This window comes from Modestobacter sp. VKM Ac-2984 (genome assembly GCF_026967985.1).
Taxonomy (GTDB): domain Bacteria; phylum Actinomycetota; class Actinomycetes; order Mycobacteriales; family Geodermatophilaceae; genus Modestobacter.
Genome location: NZ_JAPVBJ010000014.1, coordinates 1 through 17,700, shown reverse-complemented (window position 1 = coordinate 17,700; position 17,700 = coordinate 1). Strand labels below are relative to the sequence as shown.

At 73.2% G+C, this 17,700-nt stretch carries 19 protein-coding genes; 6 read left to right on the top strand and 13 right to left on the bottom strand.

Annotated elements, in window-relative coordinates; genetic code table 11:
- Positions 1 to 101 precede the first annotated feature (101 nt).
- The 7 genes from O2W16_RS21555 to O2W16_RS21525 form a co-directional block, all read right to left on the bottom strand.
- Positions 102 to 1,769: a catalase gene (locus tag O2W16_RS21555; protein ID WP_269160897.1), complete on the bottom strand. Its 1,668-nt coding sequence runs from the start codon at positions 1,767 to 1,769 to the stop codon at positions 102 to 104.
- Positions 1,766 to 2,236 carry a Fur family transcriptional regulator gene (locus O2W16_RS21550; RefSeq protein ID WP_269160896.1) on the bottom strand — a complete coding sequence of 157 codons (471 nt, stop codon included), beginning with the start codon at positions 2,234 to 2,236 and terminating at the stop codon, positions 1,766 to 1,768. The genes O2W16_RS21555 and O2W16_RS21550 overlap by 4 nt, the downstream gene beginning before the upstream one ends.
- Positions 2,237 to 2,318: 82 nt before the next feature.
- On the bottom strand, positions 2,319 to 3,194 hold the full coding sequence (purU, locus tag O2W16_RS21545) for a formyltetrahydrofolate deformylase (RefSeq protein WP_269160895.1): 876 nt from the start codon (positions 3,192 to 3,194) through the stop codon (positions 2,319 to 2,321).
- 48 nt (positions 3,195 to 3,242) lie between these two features.
- Positions 3,243 to 4,157, bottom strand: coding sequence for a non-homologous end-joining DNA ligase (gene ligD, locus O2W16_RS21540; protein WP_269160894.1), 915 nt, complete (start codon positions 4,155 to 4,157; stop codon positions 3,243 to 3,245).
- Positions 4,154 to 5,638 (bottom strand): non-homologous end-joining DNA ligase, encoded by a 1,485-nt coding sequence (gene ligD / locus O2W16_RS21535; RefSeq protein ID WP_269160893.1) that lies wholly within the window; start codon positions 5,636 to 5,638, stop codon positions 4,154 to 4,156. Before ligD (O2W16_RS21535) ends, ligD (O2W16_RS21540) begins: the two co-directional genes overlap by 4 nt.
- A 6-nt stretch (positions 5,639 to 5,644) precedes the next feature.
- Positions 5,645 to 6,673, bottom strand: a complete 1,029-nt coding sequence (ku, locus tag O2W16_RS21530) for a non-homologous end joining protein Ku (protein WP_269160892.1) — start codon at positions 6,671 to 6,673, stop codon at positions 5,645 to 5,647.
- Between the two features lie 196 nt (positions 6,674 to 6,869).
- A complete protein-coding gene (locus O2W16_RS21525) occupies positions 6,870 to 7,460 on the bottom strand; it encodes a DUF1360 domain-containing protein (protein ID WP_269160891.1) in 591 nt (196 codons plus the stop codon).
- A 174-nt stretch (positions 7,461 to 7,634) separates the two neighbouring features.
- Between O2W16_RS21525 and O2W16_RS21520 the strand changes: the two genes are divergently transcribed.
- Both O2W16_RS21520 and O2W16_RS21515 read left to right on the top strand, forming a co-directional pair.
- Positions 7,635 to 8,153, top strand: coding sequence for a hypothetical protein (locus O2W16_RS21520; protein ID WP_269160890.1), 519 nt, complete (start codon positions 7,635 to 7,637; stop codon positions 8,151 to 8,153).
- Between the two features lie 259 nt (positions 8,154 to 8,412).
- Positions 8,413 to 8,811, top strand: a complete 399-nt coding sequence (locus tag O2W16_RS21515) for an STAS domain-containing protein (RefSeq protein ID WP_269160889.1) — start codon at positions 8,413 to 8,415, stop codon at positions 8,809 to 8,811.
- Positions 8,812 to 8,900: 89 nt separating this feature from the next.
- Here O2W16_RS21515 and O2W16_RS21510 read toward each other — a convergent pair whose 3' ends face one another.
- Positions 8,901 to 9,908: a DNA topoisomerase IB gene (locus tag O2W16_RS21510; protein WP_269160888.1), complete on the bottom strand. Its 1,008-nt coding sequence runs from the start codon at positions 9,906 to 9,908 to the stop codon at positions 8,901 to 8,903.
- A gap of 280 nt (positions 9,909 to 10,188) precedes the next feature.
- Here O2W16_RS21510 and O2W16_RS21505 point away from each other — a divergent pair, with 280 nt between their 5' ends.
- Together O2W16_RS21505 and O2W16_RS21500 are read left to right on the top strand one after the other, a co-directional pair.
- Entirely contained in the window at positions 10,189 to 10,686 is a 498-nt protein-coding gene (locus tag O2W16_RS21505) for an ATP-binding protein (RefSeq protein ID WP_269160887.1), read from the top strand.
- Entirely contained in the window at positions 10,683 to 11,669 is a 987-nt protein-coding gene (locus O2W16_RS21500) for an RNA polymerase sigma factor SigF (protein WP_269160886.1), read from the top strand. The genes O2W16_RS21505 and O2W16_RS21500 overlap by 4 nt, the downstream gene beginning before the upstream one ends.
- Before the next feature lie 115 nt (positions 11,670 to 11,784).
- Here the strand turns inward: O2W16_RS21500 and O2W16_RS21495 are convergent, their stop codons facing one another.
- Positions 11,785 to 13,035 (bottom strand): SPFH domain-containing protein, encoded by a 1,251-nt coding sequence (locus O2W16_RS21495; protein WP_269160885.1) that lies wholly within the window; start codon positions 13,033 to 13,035, stop codon positions 11,785 to 11,787.
- 101 nt (positions 13,036 to 13,136) lie between these two features.
- The gene (locus O2W16_RS21490) at positions 13,137 to 13,568 is read right to left on the bottom strand and encodes an NfeD family protein (RefSeq protein WP_269160884.1); all 432 of its coding nucleotides are present in this window, start codon (positions 13,566 to 13,568) and stop codon (positions 13,137 to 13,139) included.
- Positions 13,569 to 13,681: 113 nt separating this feature from the next.
- On the opposite strand from O2W16_RS21490, the gene O2W16_RS21485 reads away from it, so the two are divergent.
- A complete protein-coding gene (locus O2W16_RS21485; RefSeq protein ID WP_269160883.1) occupies positions 13,682 to 14,422 on the top strand; it encodes a hypothetical protein in 741 nt (246 codons plus the stop codon).
- Between the two features lie 84 nt (positions 14,423 to 14,506).
- Here the strand turns inward: O2W16_RS21485 and O2W16_RS21480 are convergent, their stop codons facing one another.
- Genes O2W16_RS21480 through fabG form a run of 3 tightly spaced genes read right to left on the bottom strand, consistent with a single transcriptional unit; the run spans position 14,507 to position 17,141 of the window.
- Complete coding sequence (locus tag O2W16_RS21480; RefSeq protein WP_269160882.1) at positions 14,507 to 15,682, bottom strand: ferrochelatase; 1,176 nt, start codon at positions 15,680 to 15,682, stop codon at positions 14,507 to 14,509.
- Positions 15,683 to 15,687: 5 nt separating this feature from the next.
- Positions 15,688 to 16,455, bottom strand: coding sequence for an enoyl-ACP reductase FabI (gene fabI / locus O2W16_RS21475; protein WP_269160881.1), 768 nt, complete (start codon positions 16,453 to 16,455; stop codon positions 15,688 to 15,690).
- Positions 16,455 to 17,141 (bottom strand): 3-oxoacyl-ACP reductase FabG, encoded by a 687-nt coding sequence (fabG, locus tag O2W16_RS21470; RefSeq protein ID WP_269160880.1) that lies wholly within the window; start codon positions 17,139 to 17,141, stop codon positions 16,455 to 16,457. The genes fabI and fabG overlap by 1 nt, the downstream gene beginning before the upstream one ends.
- A 173-nt stretch (positions 17,142 to 17,314) precedes the next feature.
- Between fabG and O2W16_RS21465 the strand changes: the two genes are divergently transcribed.
- Positions 17,315 to 17,605 (top strand): hypothetical protein, encoded by a 291-nt coding sequence (locus O2W16_RS21465; protein WP_269160879.1) that lies wholly within the window; start codon positions 17,315 to 17,317, stop codon positions 17,603 to 17,605.
- Positions 17,606 to 17,700 lie beyond the last annotated feature (95 nt).

Here is a 17,700-nt window from a genome sequence, read left to right as displayed (position 1 = left end):
TCAGACCTGGAGTCACACCTACCGCTGCCGGCGCCAGCTCACCAGCTACGAGCCGGCCCCGCCATGCTCACAGTCAGCCCTGGTGGGTCACCGAGCCCCGGTCACGTGGCCAGGACGACGTGCTCGTTGGGCACGCAGTGCGTCATCGTCAAGCCCGAGACGTCGCGCGGGCCGTTCTTGCCCAGGTTGGCCGCACGCTGGAGCTCGGCCTCGGTGAGCGTCTGGGTCTGCAGCGGCGGCATCCCCCGGACGTCGTCCGCGCTGATGCCCAGGCCCTCGCCGACCCGCTGACCGAGCTCGTCCTCGACCATGAAGAGGTGCCACATCATCCGCTCCTGGATCGGCCGGTCGCACTGCGACAGGTTGGCGATCAGGTTGGCGACGAGGTCGTCCTTCTCCCACTGCTCCGACAGCAGGTAGCGCTGGCCGGCCTGGGTGTAGTCGTCGGTGCGCTCGATCCGCTTGCGGGTCAGCCGGCCGGTGATCTCCGGGCCCTGCTCGTCGTGCGCGGGGGCCTGGCCCTCGCGCAGACCGCCCAGGATCGACGGCTCGTAGTTGACGTGCGGGTTCTGCCCCGGACCCAGGTCCACCCCGTAGGCCATCGCCCCGTCGCGCTGGTTGGTGGCGACCTTGACGCCCTTGGGCTGGTTCACCGGCAGCTGCAGGTAGTTGGGGCCCACCCGGTAGCGCTGGGTGTCGGAGTAGGAGAACGTCCGGCCGACGAGCATCTTGTCGTCGGAGAAGTCCAGCCCGTCGACGAGGACACCGGTGCCGAAGGCGATCTGCTCGCTCTCGGTGAAGAAGTCCTTCGGCGTGCGGTTCAGCGTCAGAGTGCCGACCTTGCGCAGCGGGAACTCGTTCTCCGGCCACACCTTGGTGTCATCCAGCGGGTCGAAGTCCAGCTCCGGGTGGTCGTGGTCGTCCATCAGCTGGACGTGCAGGTCCCAGGAGGGGAACTCGCCGCGCTCGATGGCCTCGTAGAGGTCCTTCGTGTGCACGCCGAGCTCGTTGCCCTGCGCGACCGCGGCGTCGGCCTCGGTCCAGGACTTGACGCCCTGCTTGGGCAGCCAGTGGTACTTCACCAGCGTGGTCTCACCGGCGGCGTTGACCCACTTGTAGGTGTTCACACCGAAGCCCTGCATGGTGCGGTAGCTCGCCGGCAGGCCGCGGGGGCTGAGGACCAGCGTCATCATGTGCAGCGCCTCGGGCGACTGCGACCAGAAGTCGAAGACCCGGTTGGCGACCTGGCGCTCGAAGGTCACCGGGTCGGGCTTCTGCGAGTGGATGAAGTCGGGGAACTTGATGGCGTCCCGGATGAAGAAGACACCCAGGTTGTTGCCGACGAGGTCCCAGTTGCCGTCCTCGGTGTAGAACTTCACCGCGAAGCCGCGCGGGTCACGCGCCGCCTCGGAGGAGTCCCGGCCACCGGCGACGGTGGAGAAGCGCAGCGCGACCTCGGTCTCCTTGCCCTTCTCCTGGAAGAGCTTGGCCCGGGTGTACGTGCTGATCGGCTCGTCGCCGACGGTGCCGTCGGCCACGAACACGCCGAACGCGGTGGCGCCACGGGCGTGCACGACGCGCTCCGGGATGCGCTCCCGGTCGAAGTGGCTGATCTTCTCCAGGAACTGGTAGTTCTCCAGCGTGGCCGGGCCACGCGAGCCCACCGTGCGCTGGTTCTGGTTGTCGTAGATCGGGTGTCCCTGACGGTTGGTCAGGACGGCCCGCTCGGCCTCACTGGCGGCAGGTCCCTGCGATGCGACGTCGGTCATGCGATCACTCCTTCTTCGAATGCACTGTTCGTGCCGTGCACGTGCGTCCTGCGCGCGACCTGACAGTCGGCGCAGAGTCCCCAGAAGACGACCTCGGCCTCGTCGACGGCGAAGCCCGCCGCGTCCGAGGGCTGCAGGCAGGGGGCCTGGCCCACGACGCAGTCGACGTCGGCGATCAGCCCACACCCCCGGCAGACCAGGTGGTGGTGGTTGTCGCCGACCCGCAGCTCGTACAGCGCCGGGCCACCGGCCGGCTCGATGCGGCGGGCGAGCCCGCTGCCGACGAGCGCCTTGAGCACCCCGTAGACCGCCTGCGGCGAGATCGAGGGGTGGACGGTGCGCGCGGCGGTGGCGATGGTGTCGGCGTCGACGTGCGGGTGCTCGGCGAGCACCCCGAGCACGGACAGCCGCGGCCGCGTGACGCGCAGCCCCGCCGTCCGCAGCTGCTGCTCCCAGGTCGTCTCCATCAGCAACGAGTCAACCTCGCTTTCTTGATTCAGTCAAATCAAGAGCAGGTGAACTCCACCTGTCGAGGGAGGGCCGCCGGGCTCAGGCGAAGACGATGGTGCGGTCGCCCTCGACGACGACGCGGTCCTCGACGTGCCAGGTGACCGCCTGGGCCAGCACCTGGCGCTCGACGTAGCGACCGATCCGGCGCATGTCCTCGACGGTGGCGCGGTGGTCGACCCGGGCCACCTCCTGCTCGATGATCGGGCCGGCGTCCAGCTCCGCGGTCACGTAGTGCGCGGTCGCCCCGATCAGCTTCACGCCCCGGTCGTGAGCGGCCCGGTACGGGTTCGCGCCGACGAACGCCGGCAGGAAGCTGTGGTGGATGTTGATCAGCCGCTCCGGGAAGCGGCCGCAGAAGTCGGCCGAGACGATCTGCATGTACCGGGCCAGCACGACCAGGTCGACGTCCCCGATCAGCTCCAGGGCGCGGGCCTCGGCGTCGTCCTTGGTGTCGGGGGTGACCGGCACGTGGTGGAACGGCACCCCGTGTGCCCGGGCCACCGGCTCCAGGTCGGGGTGGTTGGAGATGACGGCGGCGATCTCGGCCCGCAGGTCACCCGAGCCCACCCGGTAGAGCAGCTCCTGCAGCACGTGGTCGGCCTTGGAGACGAAGACCGCCAGCCGTGGGATGCGGGCGGCCTCGGTCAGCCGCCAGGTGAACTGCCACTCCCCCGCGAGACCGGCGAGGGCCGCCTCCAGCTCGGTGCGGCGGGTCGCCAGGTCGGTGAGGACGAACTCCAGCCGCAGGGTGAACGTGCCGCCCAGCGGGTCCGAGGAGTGCTGCTGGGACTCGGTGATGTTGGCACCGACCTCGGCCATCAGCCCGGAGAGCACCGCGACGATGCCCGGCCGGTCGGGGCAGCGGACGACCAGCCGCCCCAGGTCGGTCGTGTGGGGCTCTCGTGGCGCTGACATGCGCCACATGATCTCAACAGCGACGCGATGCGCCGCTGGGTGGGTGGGTCAGGGCAGGACGGCGCGGGTGCGGTCGGCGACGTCGAACAGGTCACCGTGCTCGGCGACCCGGGCCAGGACGTCGTCGGTGCGGAAGCGGACGGACTCCGGGTCGCCGCCCGCGCGCAGCGCGTCGACCTCGGCCCAGCGCAGCGGGGTGGAGACCGTGGCGAACGGCCGGGCGCGCAGCGAGTACGGCGCGACCGTCGTCTTCGCCGTGTTGTTCTGGCTCCAGTCGACGAGGACCTTGCCCGGCCGCAGCGCCTTCTCCATCCGCCAGACGACCTCATCGGGCGTCTGCCGGGTGAGCTCCTGGGCCAGCGCCTTGGCGTACCGGCTGGGGTGCTCCTTGTCGGCGCACTCGATCGGGGCGTAGACCTGTAGCCCCTTGGACCCCGACGTCTTCACCACCGGGTCCAGCCCGTCGGCGACCAGCCGCTCGCGCAGCCGGTGCGCCACCCGCGCGCACTCGACCACCCCGGTGCCCGGGCCCGGGTCGAGGTCGAGCACCAGCAGGTCGGGCAGCTGCGCCGTCCCGGCCTCGTCGACCTGCCACTGCGGCACGTGCACCTCGAGCGCGGCGAGGTTGGCCGACCACGCCAGATCGGGGACGGCGGAGAGCAGCACCATGTCCAGCGTCTCCCGCCCGCGCGAGGACCCGGGCGAGGGCACCGTCACCGACCGCACCCACTCCGGGGCGTGCCGGGCGCTGTTCTTCTCGAAGAACGCCGTGCCCTCGACGCCGGACGGCCAGCGGGTGAAGGTGACCGGCCGGTGCGCCACGTGCGGGAGCAGCACCGGGGCGATCCGCACGTAGTAGTCGATCACCTGCGCCTTGGTGAACCCCACCTCGGGGAAGAGCACCTTCTCCAGGTTGGAGACCTCCAGCTGGCGGCCCTCGATCTGCACCCGCTGCCGGCTCATCCGGGCTCCACCACCACGTCGGCGGGGGCCAGGTCGTCGCGCAGCCCGCGCCAGGAGGGGTGCCGCAGCCGGCGCTCCCGGGTCCACTCGGTGAACGCGACCTCGCCGACCAGCACCGGATCGACCCAGTGCGCGTCCCGGGTCACCTCGCGCGGCAGTGGGTCTGCGAACGGCGCGGACGACCGCGGGGTGAGCAGCGGCTCGAGATCGGCCAGCGCCTTCGCGGTGAAGCCGGTGCCCACGTGCCCGGCGAAGACCAGCCGGCCCTCCTCGTCGTGCACCCCGAGCAGCAGGGAGCCGATGCCGCCGGCCCGCCGCCCGGCCCCCGGGCGCCAGCCGCCGACGACGACCGACTGGGTGCGGAGGTTCTTCACCTTGCGCCAGTCCGGTCCGCGGCCACCCGGGCGGTAGCCGGAGTCCAGCCGCTTGGCGACGACGCCCTCCAGCCCGTTCTCCCGGCTGGCCGCCTGCACCTGCTGACCCACGCCGGCGGTGTCGCCGCGGAACCAGGGGGTGGTCACCCAGCGGTCCGAGCCCAGCCCGAGCGCGTCGAGCCGGTTGCGGCGGGTGGTGTAGGGCAGCCCGAGCAGGTCCTCCCCGTCCAGCGCCAGCAGGTCGAAGACCAGGTAGCTGACCGGGGCAGCCACGGCCAGCCGGGCCACCTCCGGCCCGCTGCGGTGCATCCGGCCCTGCAGCAGCCCGAAGTCCGGCCGGCCCCGCGCATCGAGGGCGACGACCTCACCGTCGACCACCGCGTCGCGACCGGCCAGGGCATCCGGCAGCGGCCCGAGCTCGGGGTAGCTGGCGGTGACGTCGTTGCCGCTGCGGGCCCGCAGCCGCACCCGCCCCGACCGCACGTGCGCCAGCGCCCGGACGCCGTCCCACTTGAACTCGTAGCCCCAGCGCAGGTCACCGGCCGCGGGCAGCTCCCCGATCGCGGCGAGCATCGGCGGCAGGTCCTCCGGCACACCGTCGGCGACGGGCTCGGCGACCACCGGGTCGGGGTCGAGCTTGCGCAGCGCCCAGCTGCCGTCGGGCAGCCGGAACAGCACGTGCCGGCCGGTCAGCCGCTGCCCGTCGAACGCCACGGTGACGTGGTCGTCGGTCCAGGTCTCGGTGGCGTAGCGGCCGGCGTCCCAGATGGTGGAGACCCCGCCGCCGTACTCGCCGGCGGCGATCGTGCCGGAGAAGGAGGCGTACTCCAGCGGGTGGTCCTCGGTGGGGACGGCGAGCCGGTTCACCCCCGGCTCGGCCGGCGGGCCCTTCGGCACCGCCCAGCTCTTCAGCACGCCCCCGCGTTCCAGCCGCAGGTACCAGTGCACCCGCTCGCCGGTGCGGCCGCGCGGCGTGTGGTGCTCGTGGACGACGAACGTGTCGTCGTCCCCGATCGGCAGCGGCTGCCCGGCCGGCGGGACCGGCTCGGCGGTGCGGGTCGGGTCCCGCTTGGCCCGGTAGGAGGCCAGCGGGTCGGCGGCGGCCATCGCGGGTCAGGCGGTCTTGCGGGGGCGGGAGGCGCGCTTGGCCGGCTTCGCCGGCTCGTCGTCGGCCGCTGCCTCCTCCGGCGCGGACCCCTTCGCCGTGGCCTTCTTCGGCGCTGCCTTCCGGGCGGGGGCCTTCTTCGCCGGCGCCCTCTCCCCCTCGGCGGCCTTCTTCGCCGGGGCCTTGCGCACCGTCGTCTTCTTCGCCGGGGCGGCGTCGGTCTCGTCGTCCCCGCCGTCGTCCGAGCCGGCGGCGGGGGTGCTGCCGCCGGCGCGCTCGACGCTGCGCCGCAGCGCGCTCATCAGGTCGACCACCGCGCCACCGCCGTCGTCGGCTGCCTCCGGCGCCGGCTGGACCTCACCGCCGGACTGCTTGGCCTCCAGCAGCGCGGTCATCGCCTCGCGGTAGTCGTCGGTGAACTGGGTGGCGTCGAAGTCCCCGGCCATCGTGGAGATCAGCGACTCGGCCATGGCCAGCTCCTGCGGCCGGACCGGCACCTCCTCGTCGAGGAAGGTGAACCCGGGCCGGCGGATCTCGTCGGGCCAGCGCATGGTGTGCAGCACCAGCACGCCCTCCCGGACCCGCAGCGCGGCCAGCGACTCCCGCTGCCGGATGGCGATCTTGGTGATCGCCACCTGGCCGGCGTTCTCCAGCGCGGTGCGCAGCAGCACGTAGGGGCGGGTCGCGACGCCGTCGGGCTCCAGGTAGTACGTCTTCTCGAAGTGGATCGGGTCGATCTGCTCCTGGTCGACGAACTGGAGCACCTCGATCTCGTGCGTGGTGCCCAGCGGGAGCTGGTCGAAGTCCTCGTCGGTCAGCACGACCAGCTGGCCGTCGGGCAGCTCGTAGCCCTTGGCGATGTCGCCGTACTCGAGCTCCTCGCCGTCGACCGAGCAGACCCGGCGGTACTTGACCCGCCCGCCGTCGGCCTTGTGCACCTGGTGGAAGCGGATGTCGTGGTCCTCGGTGGCCGAGTACAGCTTCACCGCGATGCTGACCAGACCGAAGGAGACCGCGCCGCGCCAGATCGACCGCATGACCGCCTCCTGTCCGCGGGGTCCGGTGACGCCCGCCGTTCTCGACAAGATCACAGGATAGGTGCCCGGGTGCCCGCGCGGCAGCCCGAGACGGTCACTCAGTGCAGCGCCTCACCCGGTCGGGGAACCCGGCCGCGGCGTCACACCGCGGACCACCGACACCCGGCGGCCACGCAGCGTGACGCCTGACCCGTGGTCAGACCTCCTGGCCGGTGAGGCTCCCTGCCTCCTCGTCGTCACCGGGCCGCAGCCCGCCGTTCTGGATGGCGTCGTAGACGAACTGCAGCACGTCGGAGCCGGCCACCATCGTCATGGTCAGGGCGGCCAGCCGGGTCGCCCGCGGCGCGGTCACGTAGCCGAGCACGAAGCCCGTGCCGACCCACTGGGCCATGCAGAACGGGCAGGTCAGCAGCTCCCCCACGGCGTGCTTGACGCCCCCGTGCTCACGGACCTCCTCGGCGACCTCGGCCTCCCCCGACGTCCCCTGGTAGCTGACGAACGGTGCGCGCACCGGGGCGGTGACGGGGTCCTTGGCGATCCGCCGGGCCAGCCGGAAGGTGCCGACGGTGAGCAGGACGGCGTCCCCCAGCGGGATCCGGCTGGGCAGCTCGCGCCCCGACACCCGGATCGCCGTCGCCGCCGCGCCCACCAGGCCCATGTAGACGCTCATCGCACCCAGGTCCGCGGCCAGCGGCCGGGCCTCTCCCTGCGTGTACTCCTCCTGCTGGGTGCGGGCCCAGCGGCGGACCGGTCGCCCGATCCGCTGCACCTCGTCTGTGATCGCCATGCCGCGCCGGTACCCGCGACCCCCGGTGCCATGCGGCGGCGGGACCGGGATCACGCATGCCGGACAGGGCCTCGGGTAGGGGCCGACCACGACGCCGGTCACCCGACCGGCTCCCCCGTCCCCCGGACGGACGAGCGCGCCCGCCCCTGTGGCGCGCAGAACGGAGGCACTCCCATGACCGACCCGGACCGCGCCGCCCGCGACTCCGCACTCAACGACGCCGAGTTCCCCGACGACGAGCGGGGGCTCACCGGCACGACGGACGGCCCCCGCGGCGACGTCGGCCCCGAGGGCCAGACCGCCCGCGACGTGTTCCCCGAGGACAACGGCATCCCCGAGGTCTCCCAGGACGACAGCCCGACCATGGCCCGCGCCGAGGACCCGGAGTTCGCCCCCGAGCCCGGCGACCGCGCACACCAGGCCGTCGACTTCGGGACGACGGCCCGCGAGCAGTCCGAGGGCGAGCCGCTGAGCGGCCGGCTGGAGCGGGAGATCCCGGACGACGCGTCCGACGTGCGCCCCGCCGAGGACCCCGACCGGGCCGTCGCCCAGCTCGACCAGGACGAGGACACCGACCGGCTCAGCGACTCCGGGACCAACCGCACCGGCGACGACGTCGAGGCCTTCGCCGACGCGCCGGCCGGTGGCGAGGGTCCCGAGGAGAGCGCGGTGCACGTCGTCGAGGGCACCTGAGCCCTGGGCGTCGCTCGACGGACCGGCCGGTCGTGGCCCGTCCGTCGAGCGGTTGAGCACTGGATTGGTGCCGCGATCATGACGCGGCTAGGTTGGGCCCACGGTTGAGCAGCCAGCCGTGGCCTGCCCGAGAGCTCCTCGGGAGGCGTTCACGAACCTCGGTGTCCCGGGCCGCGTCTGGACCGGACGGTGTACCGCAGTACATTGTCCGGGCATCCGCGTGCCCACCAGGCATCGCCGCTGAGAGGAGCTGCAGTCCGTGACCTCATCCGACTCACCCGCCGAGGGCTCGCGCGACGTGTCAGCCCCGGCTGACTCGAACGACGCCCCCTTCGACGACGTGATCACGCTGTCGACGTCCACCGACGACGACGGCACGGTCACCGTGACGGTCGTCGGCGAGGTCGACACCTTCACCGCCCCCGTCCTCCGGGCGTCCCTGGACACCCAGCTCGAGCAGCAGCCGACCGCACTGGTCATCGACCTGTGCGGTGTCCAGTTCCTCGGCTCGGCCGGCCTGGCCGTGCTCGTGGAGACCCAGAAGTCGGCGCGCTCCCGCGACGTCGGCCTGCGGCTGGTGGCCAACACCCGCGCCGTGACCCGGCCGCTCGAGGTCACCGGCCTCATCGACCTGTTCACGATCGCCGAGAAGGCCTGATCCCAGGCCCTCACCCGGTACGGCGACGGCGCTCCACCTCCGGGTGGGGCGCCGTCGTCGTCTGGCGACAGACCGTCAGCGGGCCTTCGTCAGGCGCTGAGCAGTTGGCAGACCGCGGACTCGATGGTCTGCTGCGCCGTGCGGTCGTCGGGCGCCTGGGCGGCCTCGGTGAGGGCGTCGGCGACCGTCTCGCCGTGCTCGTAGCGGTCGACCACGCGAGGGTCGACGTAGCTGGTCCTGCAGACCGTCGGGGTGTTGCCCAGCTGCTCGGAGACCTTGACGTAGGCCTCCCGCACCGCCCGCTTGCGCGCCGTCCGGCTGCTCGGCGTGGGGGTCTCGGCCAGCGTGGCGGCCATCATCACCGTCGCCGTCCAGGTGCGGAAGTCCTTGGCGGTGATCTCGGCCCCGCTGACCTCCTTGAGGAAGGCGTTGACCTCGTCGCTGGTCACGTCGTGCCAGCTCCCGTCCGCCAGCCGGTAGCCGAGCAGCTCCTCGCCCTCGTCCTCGGGGCGCTCCAGCAGCTGCCGGACGACGGTCGCGGTCGGCCGGTCGAGCAGCTCGACCTCCCGGTCGATGCCGCCCTTGGCGGTGTAGTGGAAGAAGACCCGCTCCCCGCGCACCTCGACGTGCTCGCGGCGCAGCGTGGCCAGCCCGTAGGTGCCGTTGTCCTCGGCGTACTGCTCGCTGCCCACCCGGAAGGCGCCGAGGTCCAGCAGCCGGACGGCGCACGCCAGCACCCGCTCGCGGTTGAGCCCGCGGGTGCGCAGCGCGGACACCACCTCGTCCCGGACGTCGGGCAGCTGGTGGGAGATCTCCAGCACCCGCTCGTGCTTGGCGGCGTCCCGCTTGGCCCGCCACTCGTCGTGGTAGCGGTACTGCCGCCGCCCGGCGGCGTCGGTGCCGACGGCCTGGATGTGGCCGTTGGGCCACGGGCAGATCCACACGTCCTTCCAGGCCGGGGGGATCGCCAGCGCCCGCACGCGGTCCAGCCGGTCGTCCTTGATCGCGCCCCCGGCCTCGTCGAGGTAGGAGAAGCCCTTGCCGGCGCGACGCCGGGTCCAGCCCGGGGCGTGCACGTCACTGCGCCGCAGTCTCACGACCGAGGGATGCACACGACCGGGTCGACCCAAACACGGGCGGTCACCGCACTTCCCGGTCGGGTGGCGACCGCAGATCGCACGTTTGACGGGACGCCCCAGCGGGCAACGCAGCCAGGCGGTCGGTCTACCGTCAAGGGAGCCGGGCTCGGCCCGGGCACCCGTCGCAGAGCGGCCGTTCGTCGCTCGCGCTCCGTGCTGGAGCCGCGGGCGGGTGCGCGAAGATGGACAGCCGCGCTCCCGTCCGGGAGTGCGGGGACGACGAAGGAGCAAACGACGCATGGTCGACACGACGGGCGCCGCCACCGGCGAGCGGCGCACCGAGCGGCTGGAGCTGCGAGTCCCCACCTCGCCCACCCAGCTGCCCGCGGTGCGCGCGATGACCGGTGACCTGGCGATGCGGATGGACTTCGACCTCGATGCGGTGGAGGACCTCCGCCTCGCCGTCGACGAGGCTTGCGCCACGCTCTCCTCCGTCGCCCTGGGCGACGCACCGCTGACGGTCGTGTTCGAGGCCGCCCGCGACGGCCTGCGGATCGATGCCTGGGTGCCGACCGCGCCCGGTGTCGACGTGCCGCGGGACGGCTTCGGCTGGGCGGTGCTGCACACCCTGGTCGACACGGTCGAGGCCGGGCCGAGCAACCAGTCGGTCGTGGCAGCCGGCAACGGCCAGGCCACGCCGGTCGCCTGCATCACCCTGGTGAAGCAGCTGCGGCGCTACAGCGCGATCGACGCCCTGACCGAGCAGTCCGACCCCGACGTGTCGGTCGCACGGTGACCCGGTCGGCTGCTCCGGACTCCCCGGCTGCCGACGACGCCGTCCTCGGCCCGGGTGAGCCCACCGGTTCCCCCACCCCGGCCACCGAGACCCCTGCGGGCGCCGGCGCAGCTCCGGAGACCGAGATGACGACGGAACCCACGGAGACGACCCCGACGGACTCCTCCGCCGAGACCCCAGCGGTCGCCCCGGAGGCGGCCGCCGAGCCGGTGCCGATGTCGGACAACCGGAAGCGGGCGGAACGGACCGCGCCCCTGTTCGCCGAGCTGGCGACCCTGGACAAGGGCGACCCGCGCCGGGAGCGGCTGCGGGAGATCCTGGTCGAGGAGCACCTGCCGCTGGTCCGGCACTTCGCGCGCCGGTTCAGCAACCGTGGCGAGCCCTTCGACGACCTCCTCCAGGTCGGCACCCTCGGCCTGATCGCCGCCATCGACCGGTTCGACCCGAGCCGCGGGGTGGAGTTCCTCTCCTTCGCCGTGCCGACGATCACCGGCGAGATCAAGCGGCACTTCCGCGACCAGGGCTGGTCGGTGCGGGTGCCGCGGCGACTGCAGGAGCTGCACCTCTCGCTGAACGCGGCGGTCAGCGAGCTGTCCCAGAAGAACGGGCACGCACCCACGCCGTCCGAGCTCGCCGAGCACCTCGGCATCCCGCGGGCGGAGGTCCTCGAGGGCCTCGCGGTCGCCAACGCCTACCGCAGCAGCTCGCTGGACGAGCGCCTCTCCGGTGAGGAGGACTCCCCCACCCTGGCGGCGACGCTCGGCGAGGAGGACGCTGCTCTGGAGGGCGTGGAGTACCGCGAGTCGCTGCAGCCGCTGCTGGCCACCATCCCGCCGCGCGAGCGCCGGATCCTGATCCTGCGGTTCTTCGGCAACATGACCCAGTCGCAGATCGCCGCGGACATCGGGATCTCCCAGATGCACGTGTCCCGGCTGCTCAGCCAGACCCTGGCCAAGCTCCGCGAGGGCCTCCTCAAGGACTGATGAAGGACCCCCTTGCCCCCCACCGCTCGCAAGCTCGCGGCGGGACCCTGCAAGGGGGCCGGAGACGCCGATGGCCCAGGACTCGTCGAGTCCTGGGCCATCGGCGTCCGGTGTGTCAGGACGGGGGGAGCTCCAGCGGGTCGTCGTCCGCGGAGCGGTTGCGCGGGTCGGCGGCCGGGCCGCTCTCCTGCACGTCCTGCTTGACCTGGGACAGCGGCGGCGGCTTGGGGATCTGCGGCGCCGTCCCCCCGGCCTGGTCGGCGATGCTGGACAGCGAGATCTTGGCCTCGGGCTGCTCGGCGGCCGGCGGCAGGTTCGAGTCGAACCAGTTGCTGGTGTCCAGTGAGGACGCCGGTGGCTGGCTCGCACCGGCGCCCTGCCCGGCGGAGGGCGCATCGACGTCCAGCCAGCTGCGGGCCCCGTCGCCGTCCTCGCCCCCGCCGCCCAGCTTGCCCAGCCCCTCCAGCGCCTTGCTGAACTCGCTGGGCACGATCCACATCTTGTTGGCGTCGCCCTGGGCGATCTTCGGCAGCGTCTGCAGGTACTGGTAGGCCAGCAGCCCCTGGTCGGGCTTGCCGTCGTGGATCGCCTGGAACACCGTCTCGATGCTCTTCGCCTGCCCCTGCGCCTGCAGGAACAGCGCGGCGCGCTCACCCTCGGCGCGCAGGATCCGGCTCTGCCGCTCGGCCTCGGCGTCCAGGATCGCGGCCTGCTTCTTGCCCTCCGCGGACAGGATCGACGCGGCCTTCTGGCCCTCGGCGGTGGTGATCGCCGACTGCCGCTGCCCCTCGGCCGTGAGGATGACCGCGCGCTTGTCGCGGTCGGCGCGCATCTGCTTCTCCATCGAGTCCTGGATGGACGGCGGCGGGTCGATCGCCTTGATCTCGACCCGGGCCACCCGCAGGCCCCACGGGCCGGTGGTGCCGTCGAGCACGCTGCGCAGCTGGGAGTTGATCCCGTCCCGGCCGGTCAGCGCGCCCTCGAGGTTCAGCCCACCGACGACGTTGCGCAGCGTCGTGGTGGTGAGCTGCTCCATGCCGGTGATGTAGTTGGCGATCCCGTAGACCGCCAGGCGCGGGTCGGTGACCTGGAAGTAGACGACGGTGTCGATGCCGACCTGCAGGTTGTCGGCGGTGATCACCGGCTGCGGTGGGAAGGAGATGACCTGCTCGCGCAGGTCGATCGTCGCGCGCACCCGGTCGACGAACGGCACGAGCAGCGCCAGACCGGGTGAGAGGGTGCGGCTGTACCGGCCCAGGCGTTCGACCACCTTCGCCTGCGCCTGGGGGACGATCGTCACGCTCTTGGCCAGGACGAAGGCCACGAGCACGGCGATCACGATCAGAGCGATCAAGGCGGGTGTCACGAGGGCGGTGCTCCGTTCCTAGGAGGGGTGCGGCGAACCGATCCTGCCCCGTCCGGCTCCGCACGGGCACCCCCGGGGCCCCGGGTCACCCGATCGCGGGCTCACAGGTGGCTGACGTAGGCGATCGGGCCCTCGATCTGCACGATGCGGACCTCGTCGCCGACCTCGTAGGCCTCGTCGTCGAGCTGGGTACGGGCCGTCCACTCGTCGTCGCCGAGGCGGATGCGCCCCTCGTCGTTGTCGACCCGCTGGCTGACCACGGCCTCGCGGCCCACGTAGGTCGCGACACCGTCGATCTGCTCGGGCGTGCGGTCGACCAGGTGCCGCTTCGCGACCGGCCGGACGAGCACGAGCAGCCCGACCGAGACGACGATGAAGGCGATCACCTGGAGCAGCACCGGCCCACCCAGCAGGGCGACGCCCATGCCACCCAGCGCGCCACCGGCGAACATCAGCAGCACGAGGTCCAGGCTGGCGACCTCACCGGCCGCGAACAGCCCTGAGGCGATCAACCAGAGCAACCAGGCGGGCACGCCCCGAGTCTGGCACGAGCAGGCACCATCCGGCCTCCGTCCCGTGCGCGGCGGCGCACCGGACTGGTCGGTCGGTGCCGGGCGGTGGCGCGACCGTCGTAGCCTCGTTCACCGTGCACGACATCGCCGCCGGCCGGTTCGCCGTCTGGGCCACCGCCTGGCTCACCGGCCGCAGTTCCTACGACGAGGCGCTCGACGTCCTGCTGGGCGAGACGGCCCACCGGGTCGTCGGACTGCCCGGCACCGACGAGGCAGTGCCGCTGGGCTGGGCGCTGAGCGCGCTGCGCGGGCTGGGTGAGCAACGGCTGCGGCTGGTGCTGCCGGTCCCCGGCGACACCCGCGGTCTGCCCGCGGTGCCCGACCTGGTCGCGCTCGGCCTGGAGTCGGGACAGGCCGCCGTCGGCTCCCGGCTCGCCCTGGTCCCGGAGGCGCTGGGGCCCGAGGCGGTCTCCTGGGCGGCGATCTCCCTCGACGGCGCCCCGCCCCTGGCACCGCCGGCGGAAGGCAACCTCCGGGCGGTCTCCGGCGCACTGGACCTCGCCGTCGGCGACGCGGCCCGCACGCTCGCCTCGCTGGACCTGGCGCGGTGGAACCCGGAGGTCCCCGGGCTGCTGGCCGGGCTGGCCCGCACGGTGCACGCCCCGGGGCTGCCGGCCGACCACGACCCGGTGGCGCTGTCGGTGCTGGGCCGGGCGCAGCGGTTGTCGCAGGTGCTGGACCTGGCGATGGCCGACGCGCCGGGGGCCGCGGTCACCCACGCCCAGGCAGCGGCCCGCGACGAGGCGCTGCGCCCGCTGGCCACCGCCGTCCGCGAGGCGACGGTCGCCGCCTACAACTGGGTCCCGCGGCGCTGAGCCGCGGGCTCCCGCGCCGTCCCACCCGCTCTGACGCCAGGGCAGCGGCGGCAGAGCGGGTGGGGCTCCGCGAAAGACCGGAGCTCAGGCCGCCGGGCGAGTGGGGCGCTGGACGAAGCAGCAGTTGGCCGGGCAGTTGGTGCCCAGCCGGGGCTCCCCGCCGGAACGACGTTCGGCCAGCAGCTCCCGCAGCGACGCCACGAACGCCGGGTGCGTGCCCGCGGTCGCCGCCCGGGCGAAGCCCAGCCCCAGCTCGCCGGCGGTCTCCTCGGCCTCGTTGTCCAGGTCCCAGATGACCTCGAGGTGGTCGGAGATGAAGCCGACCGGGAAGAGGACGACGGCGGTCTCCCCCGACTCGGCCAGCGCGCGCAGGTGGTCGTTCACGTCCGGCTCCAGCCACGGCACCGACGGCGGCCCGCTGCGGCTCTGCCACACCAGGTCGAAGCCCCGCCCCGGTGCCGCCGCCTCGACGACCAGCTCGGCGGCCCGCTGCAGCTCGGCCTCGTAGGCCCCGCCGTCCGGACCGGCCACCGCGGCCATCGCGTTCGGGATGCTGTGCGCGGTCGCCACCAGCCGAGCCGTGCCGCGGACCTCCTCGGGCAGCGAGGCGATCGCAGCGGCCAGCGCCTCGGCGTTGGCCTGGACGAACCCCGGTGCGTCGAAGTAGTGCGGCAGCTTCTCGGCGGTGGGGCCGGCCGGGGCGGAGGCGTCGAGCTCAAGCGCGACCCGGGCCCGGGCGACGTCCTCGTGGTACTGCCGGCAGCCGGAGAAGGAGGCGTAGGCCGAGGTGGCGAGCACGTAGGCGTGCTCGATGCCGTCCTCGGCCATCTGCCGCCAGGCGTCCTCGACGTAGGGCGCCCAGTTGCGGTTGCCCCAGTACACCGGCAGGTCGATGCCGGCCCCGGCGAGCTCGGCCTCCAGCGCGGCGACCAGCGCCTTGTTCTGGTCGTTGATCGGGCTGACGCCGCCGAAGTGGTGGTAGTGCTCGGCGACGGCCTCCAGCCGCTCGGGCGGGATGCCCCGGCCGCGGGTGACGTTGAGCAGGAACGGCATCACGTCCTCGTGGCCCTCGGGGCCGCCGAAGCCGAGCACGAGCAGCGCCTCGCGGCGCCCGGCCGGGGCCGGCTCGGCCGAGGGGGCCACGCCGCCGTTGTTGCGCACCGCCAGCGAGGGCGGCTGGTCGGGCTGCTGCCCCGCCGGGGTGATCGATGCGCCCTCCGGCAGCGGGTGCCGCGGGCGGGACAGATCGGGAACGGACATCGCCGTCACACGCCCACCGCGTGGAAGCCGCCGTCGACGTGCACGATCTCGCCGGTGGTCGCCGGGAACCAGTCCGACAGCAGCGCGGCGACGGCCTTGCCGGCCGGCTCGGTGTCGGTGACCGACCAGCCCAGCGGCGCGCGACCCTCCCAGGCCTCCTCGAACTGCGCGCTGCCCGGGATCGACTTCATCGCCATGGTGCGCAGCGGGCCGGCGGCGACCAGGTTGACCCGGACGCCCTCGGGGCCCAGCTCACGGGCCAGGTAGCGGGAAGTCGACTCCAGGGCCGCCTTCGCCGCGCCCATCCACCCGTAGACCGGCCACGCGACGGTGGCGTCGAAGGTCAGCCCGACCACCGAGGCGGTGTCGCCGAACAGCGGGCGGCAGGCCTGGGTCAGGGAGGCCAGCGACCAGGACGAGACCTGGAACGCCGTCGCCGCGTGCTCCCACGCCACCTCCGGGAAGCCGTCGCCCATCGCCTCCTGCGGCGCGAAGCCGATGGAGTGGACGACGCCGTCCAGGCCGTCGACGTGCTCGCGCAGCCGGTCGGCCAGCGTGGCCAGGTGCTCGGTGTTCGTCACGTCCAGCTCGACCACGGCCGCCTCCTGCGGCAGCCGCTTGGCGATCCGCTGGCACAGCGACAGCGCCCGGCCGAAGTTGGACAGGACGACGGTGGCGCCCTGCTCCTGCGCGAGGCGCGCGACCGAGAACGCGATCGACTGCTCGGTCAGCACGCCGGCGACCAGGATCTTCTTGCCGTCCAGAATGCCCATCAGTGCCCCATCCCCAGTCCACCGTCGACCGGGACGACCGCCCCGGTGATGTACCCCGCCTGCTCGCCCGCCAGGAAGCGGACGACGCCGGCGATCTCGTCTGCCTCGGCGAGCCGACCGAGCGGCACCTGCCCGAGGATCTCCTGCTGACGCTTCTCGGGCAGCTCCGCGGTCATGTCCGTCGACACGAATCCCGGCGCCACCACGTTGGCGGTGATGTTGCGCCCGCCGAGCTCCCGGGCGATCGAGCGGGCCAGCCCGACCAGGCCGGACTTGCTCGCTGCGTAGTTGACCTGCCCGGCCGAACCGAGCAACCCGACGACCGAGGAGATGAAGATCATCCGTCCCGCGCGGGCGCGCACCATCTTCGGCGCCGCCCGCTTGGCGACCCGGTACGCAGCGGTCAGGTTGGCGTCGATGACGTCGGTGAACGCGTCCTCGCCCATCCGCAGCAGCAGCCCGTCGCGGGTGATCCCGGCGTTGCTGACCAGCACCTCGACCGGGCCCTGGTGCTCCTCGACCTCGGTGAAGGCGCGGTCGACGGCGGCGGCGTCGGTGACGTCGCACTGCACCCCGAACAGCCCGTCCGGGGCGCCGCTGCCGCGGTGGGTCACCGCCACGGAGTCACCCGCCTCGGCGAACGAGCGGGCGATGGCCAGCCCGATCCCCCGGTTCCCCCCGGTCACCAGCACCGACCTGCCCACCGTGCTCACCTCGCCGATCGCGCTCGTCCTGTGTCACGACGAACCTAGTCGGTGGGTGCAGGTCACACCTGGGCGAGCCCGGGCCGACGACTCCACGGGTCCACCCCCGTACGCCGGGAGCGGCGGCCGACCCCGGCGGGCGGCACACTGGTCGGGTGACGTCGTCACCCTCGAGCCAGCGCGGCCTGGTCCGGTTGCTGAACACCGCCGACGGGCGGGCACTGTGCCTGGCCGGGGCGGTGGACGCCGACGTCGTCGCGGCCTTCCAGCGCCGCTACGGCCGCGAGCCGGTGCGGGTCGACGTGATCGACGCCGGGTCGGTGACGTCGCTGTCCGGCGCCGCGCTGGAGCTCCTCCGCGACCACCTAGACGTCGCCGCGCTCGGCGGGCGGACGGTCGCCCTCCGGCGGTCCCCCGCCTTCGGCCGGCTGCTCCAGCAGACCTGACCCGCGCGACCCGCTCCGGACTGCTGGCCGGGCGCCGGTGTCGCACGCCGCAGCGGCCGGTGACCCGATCGGGTCACCGGCCGCTGCGGCGTGCG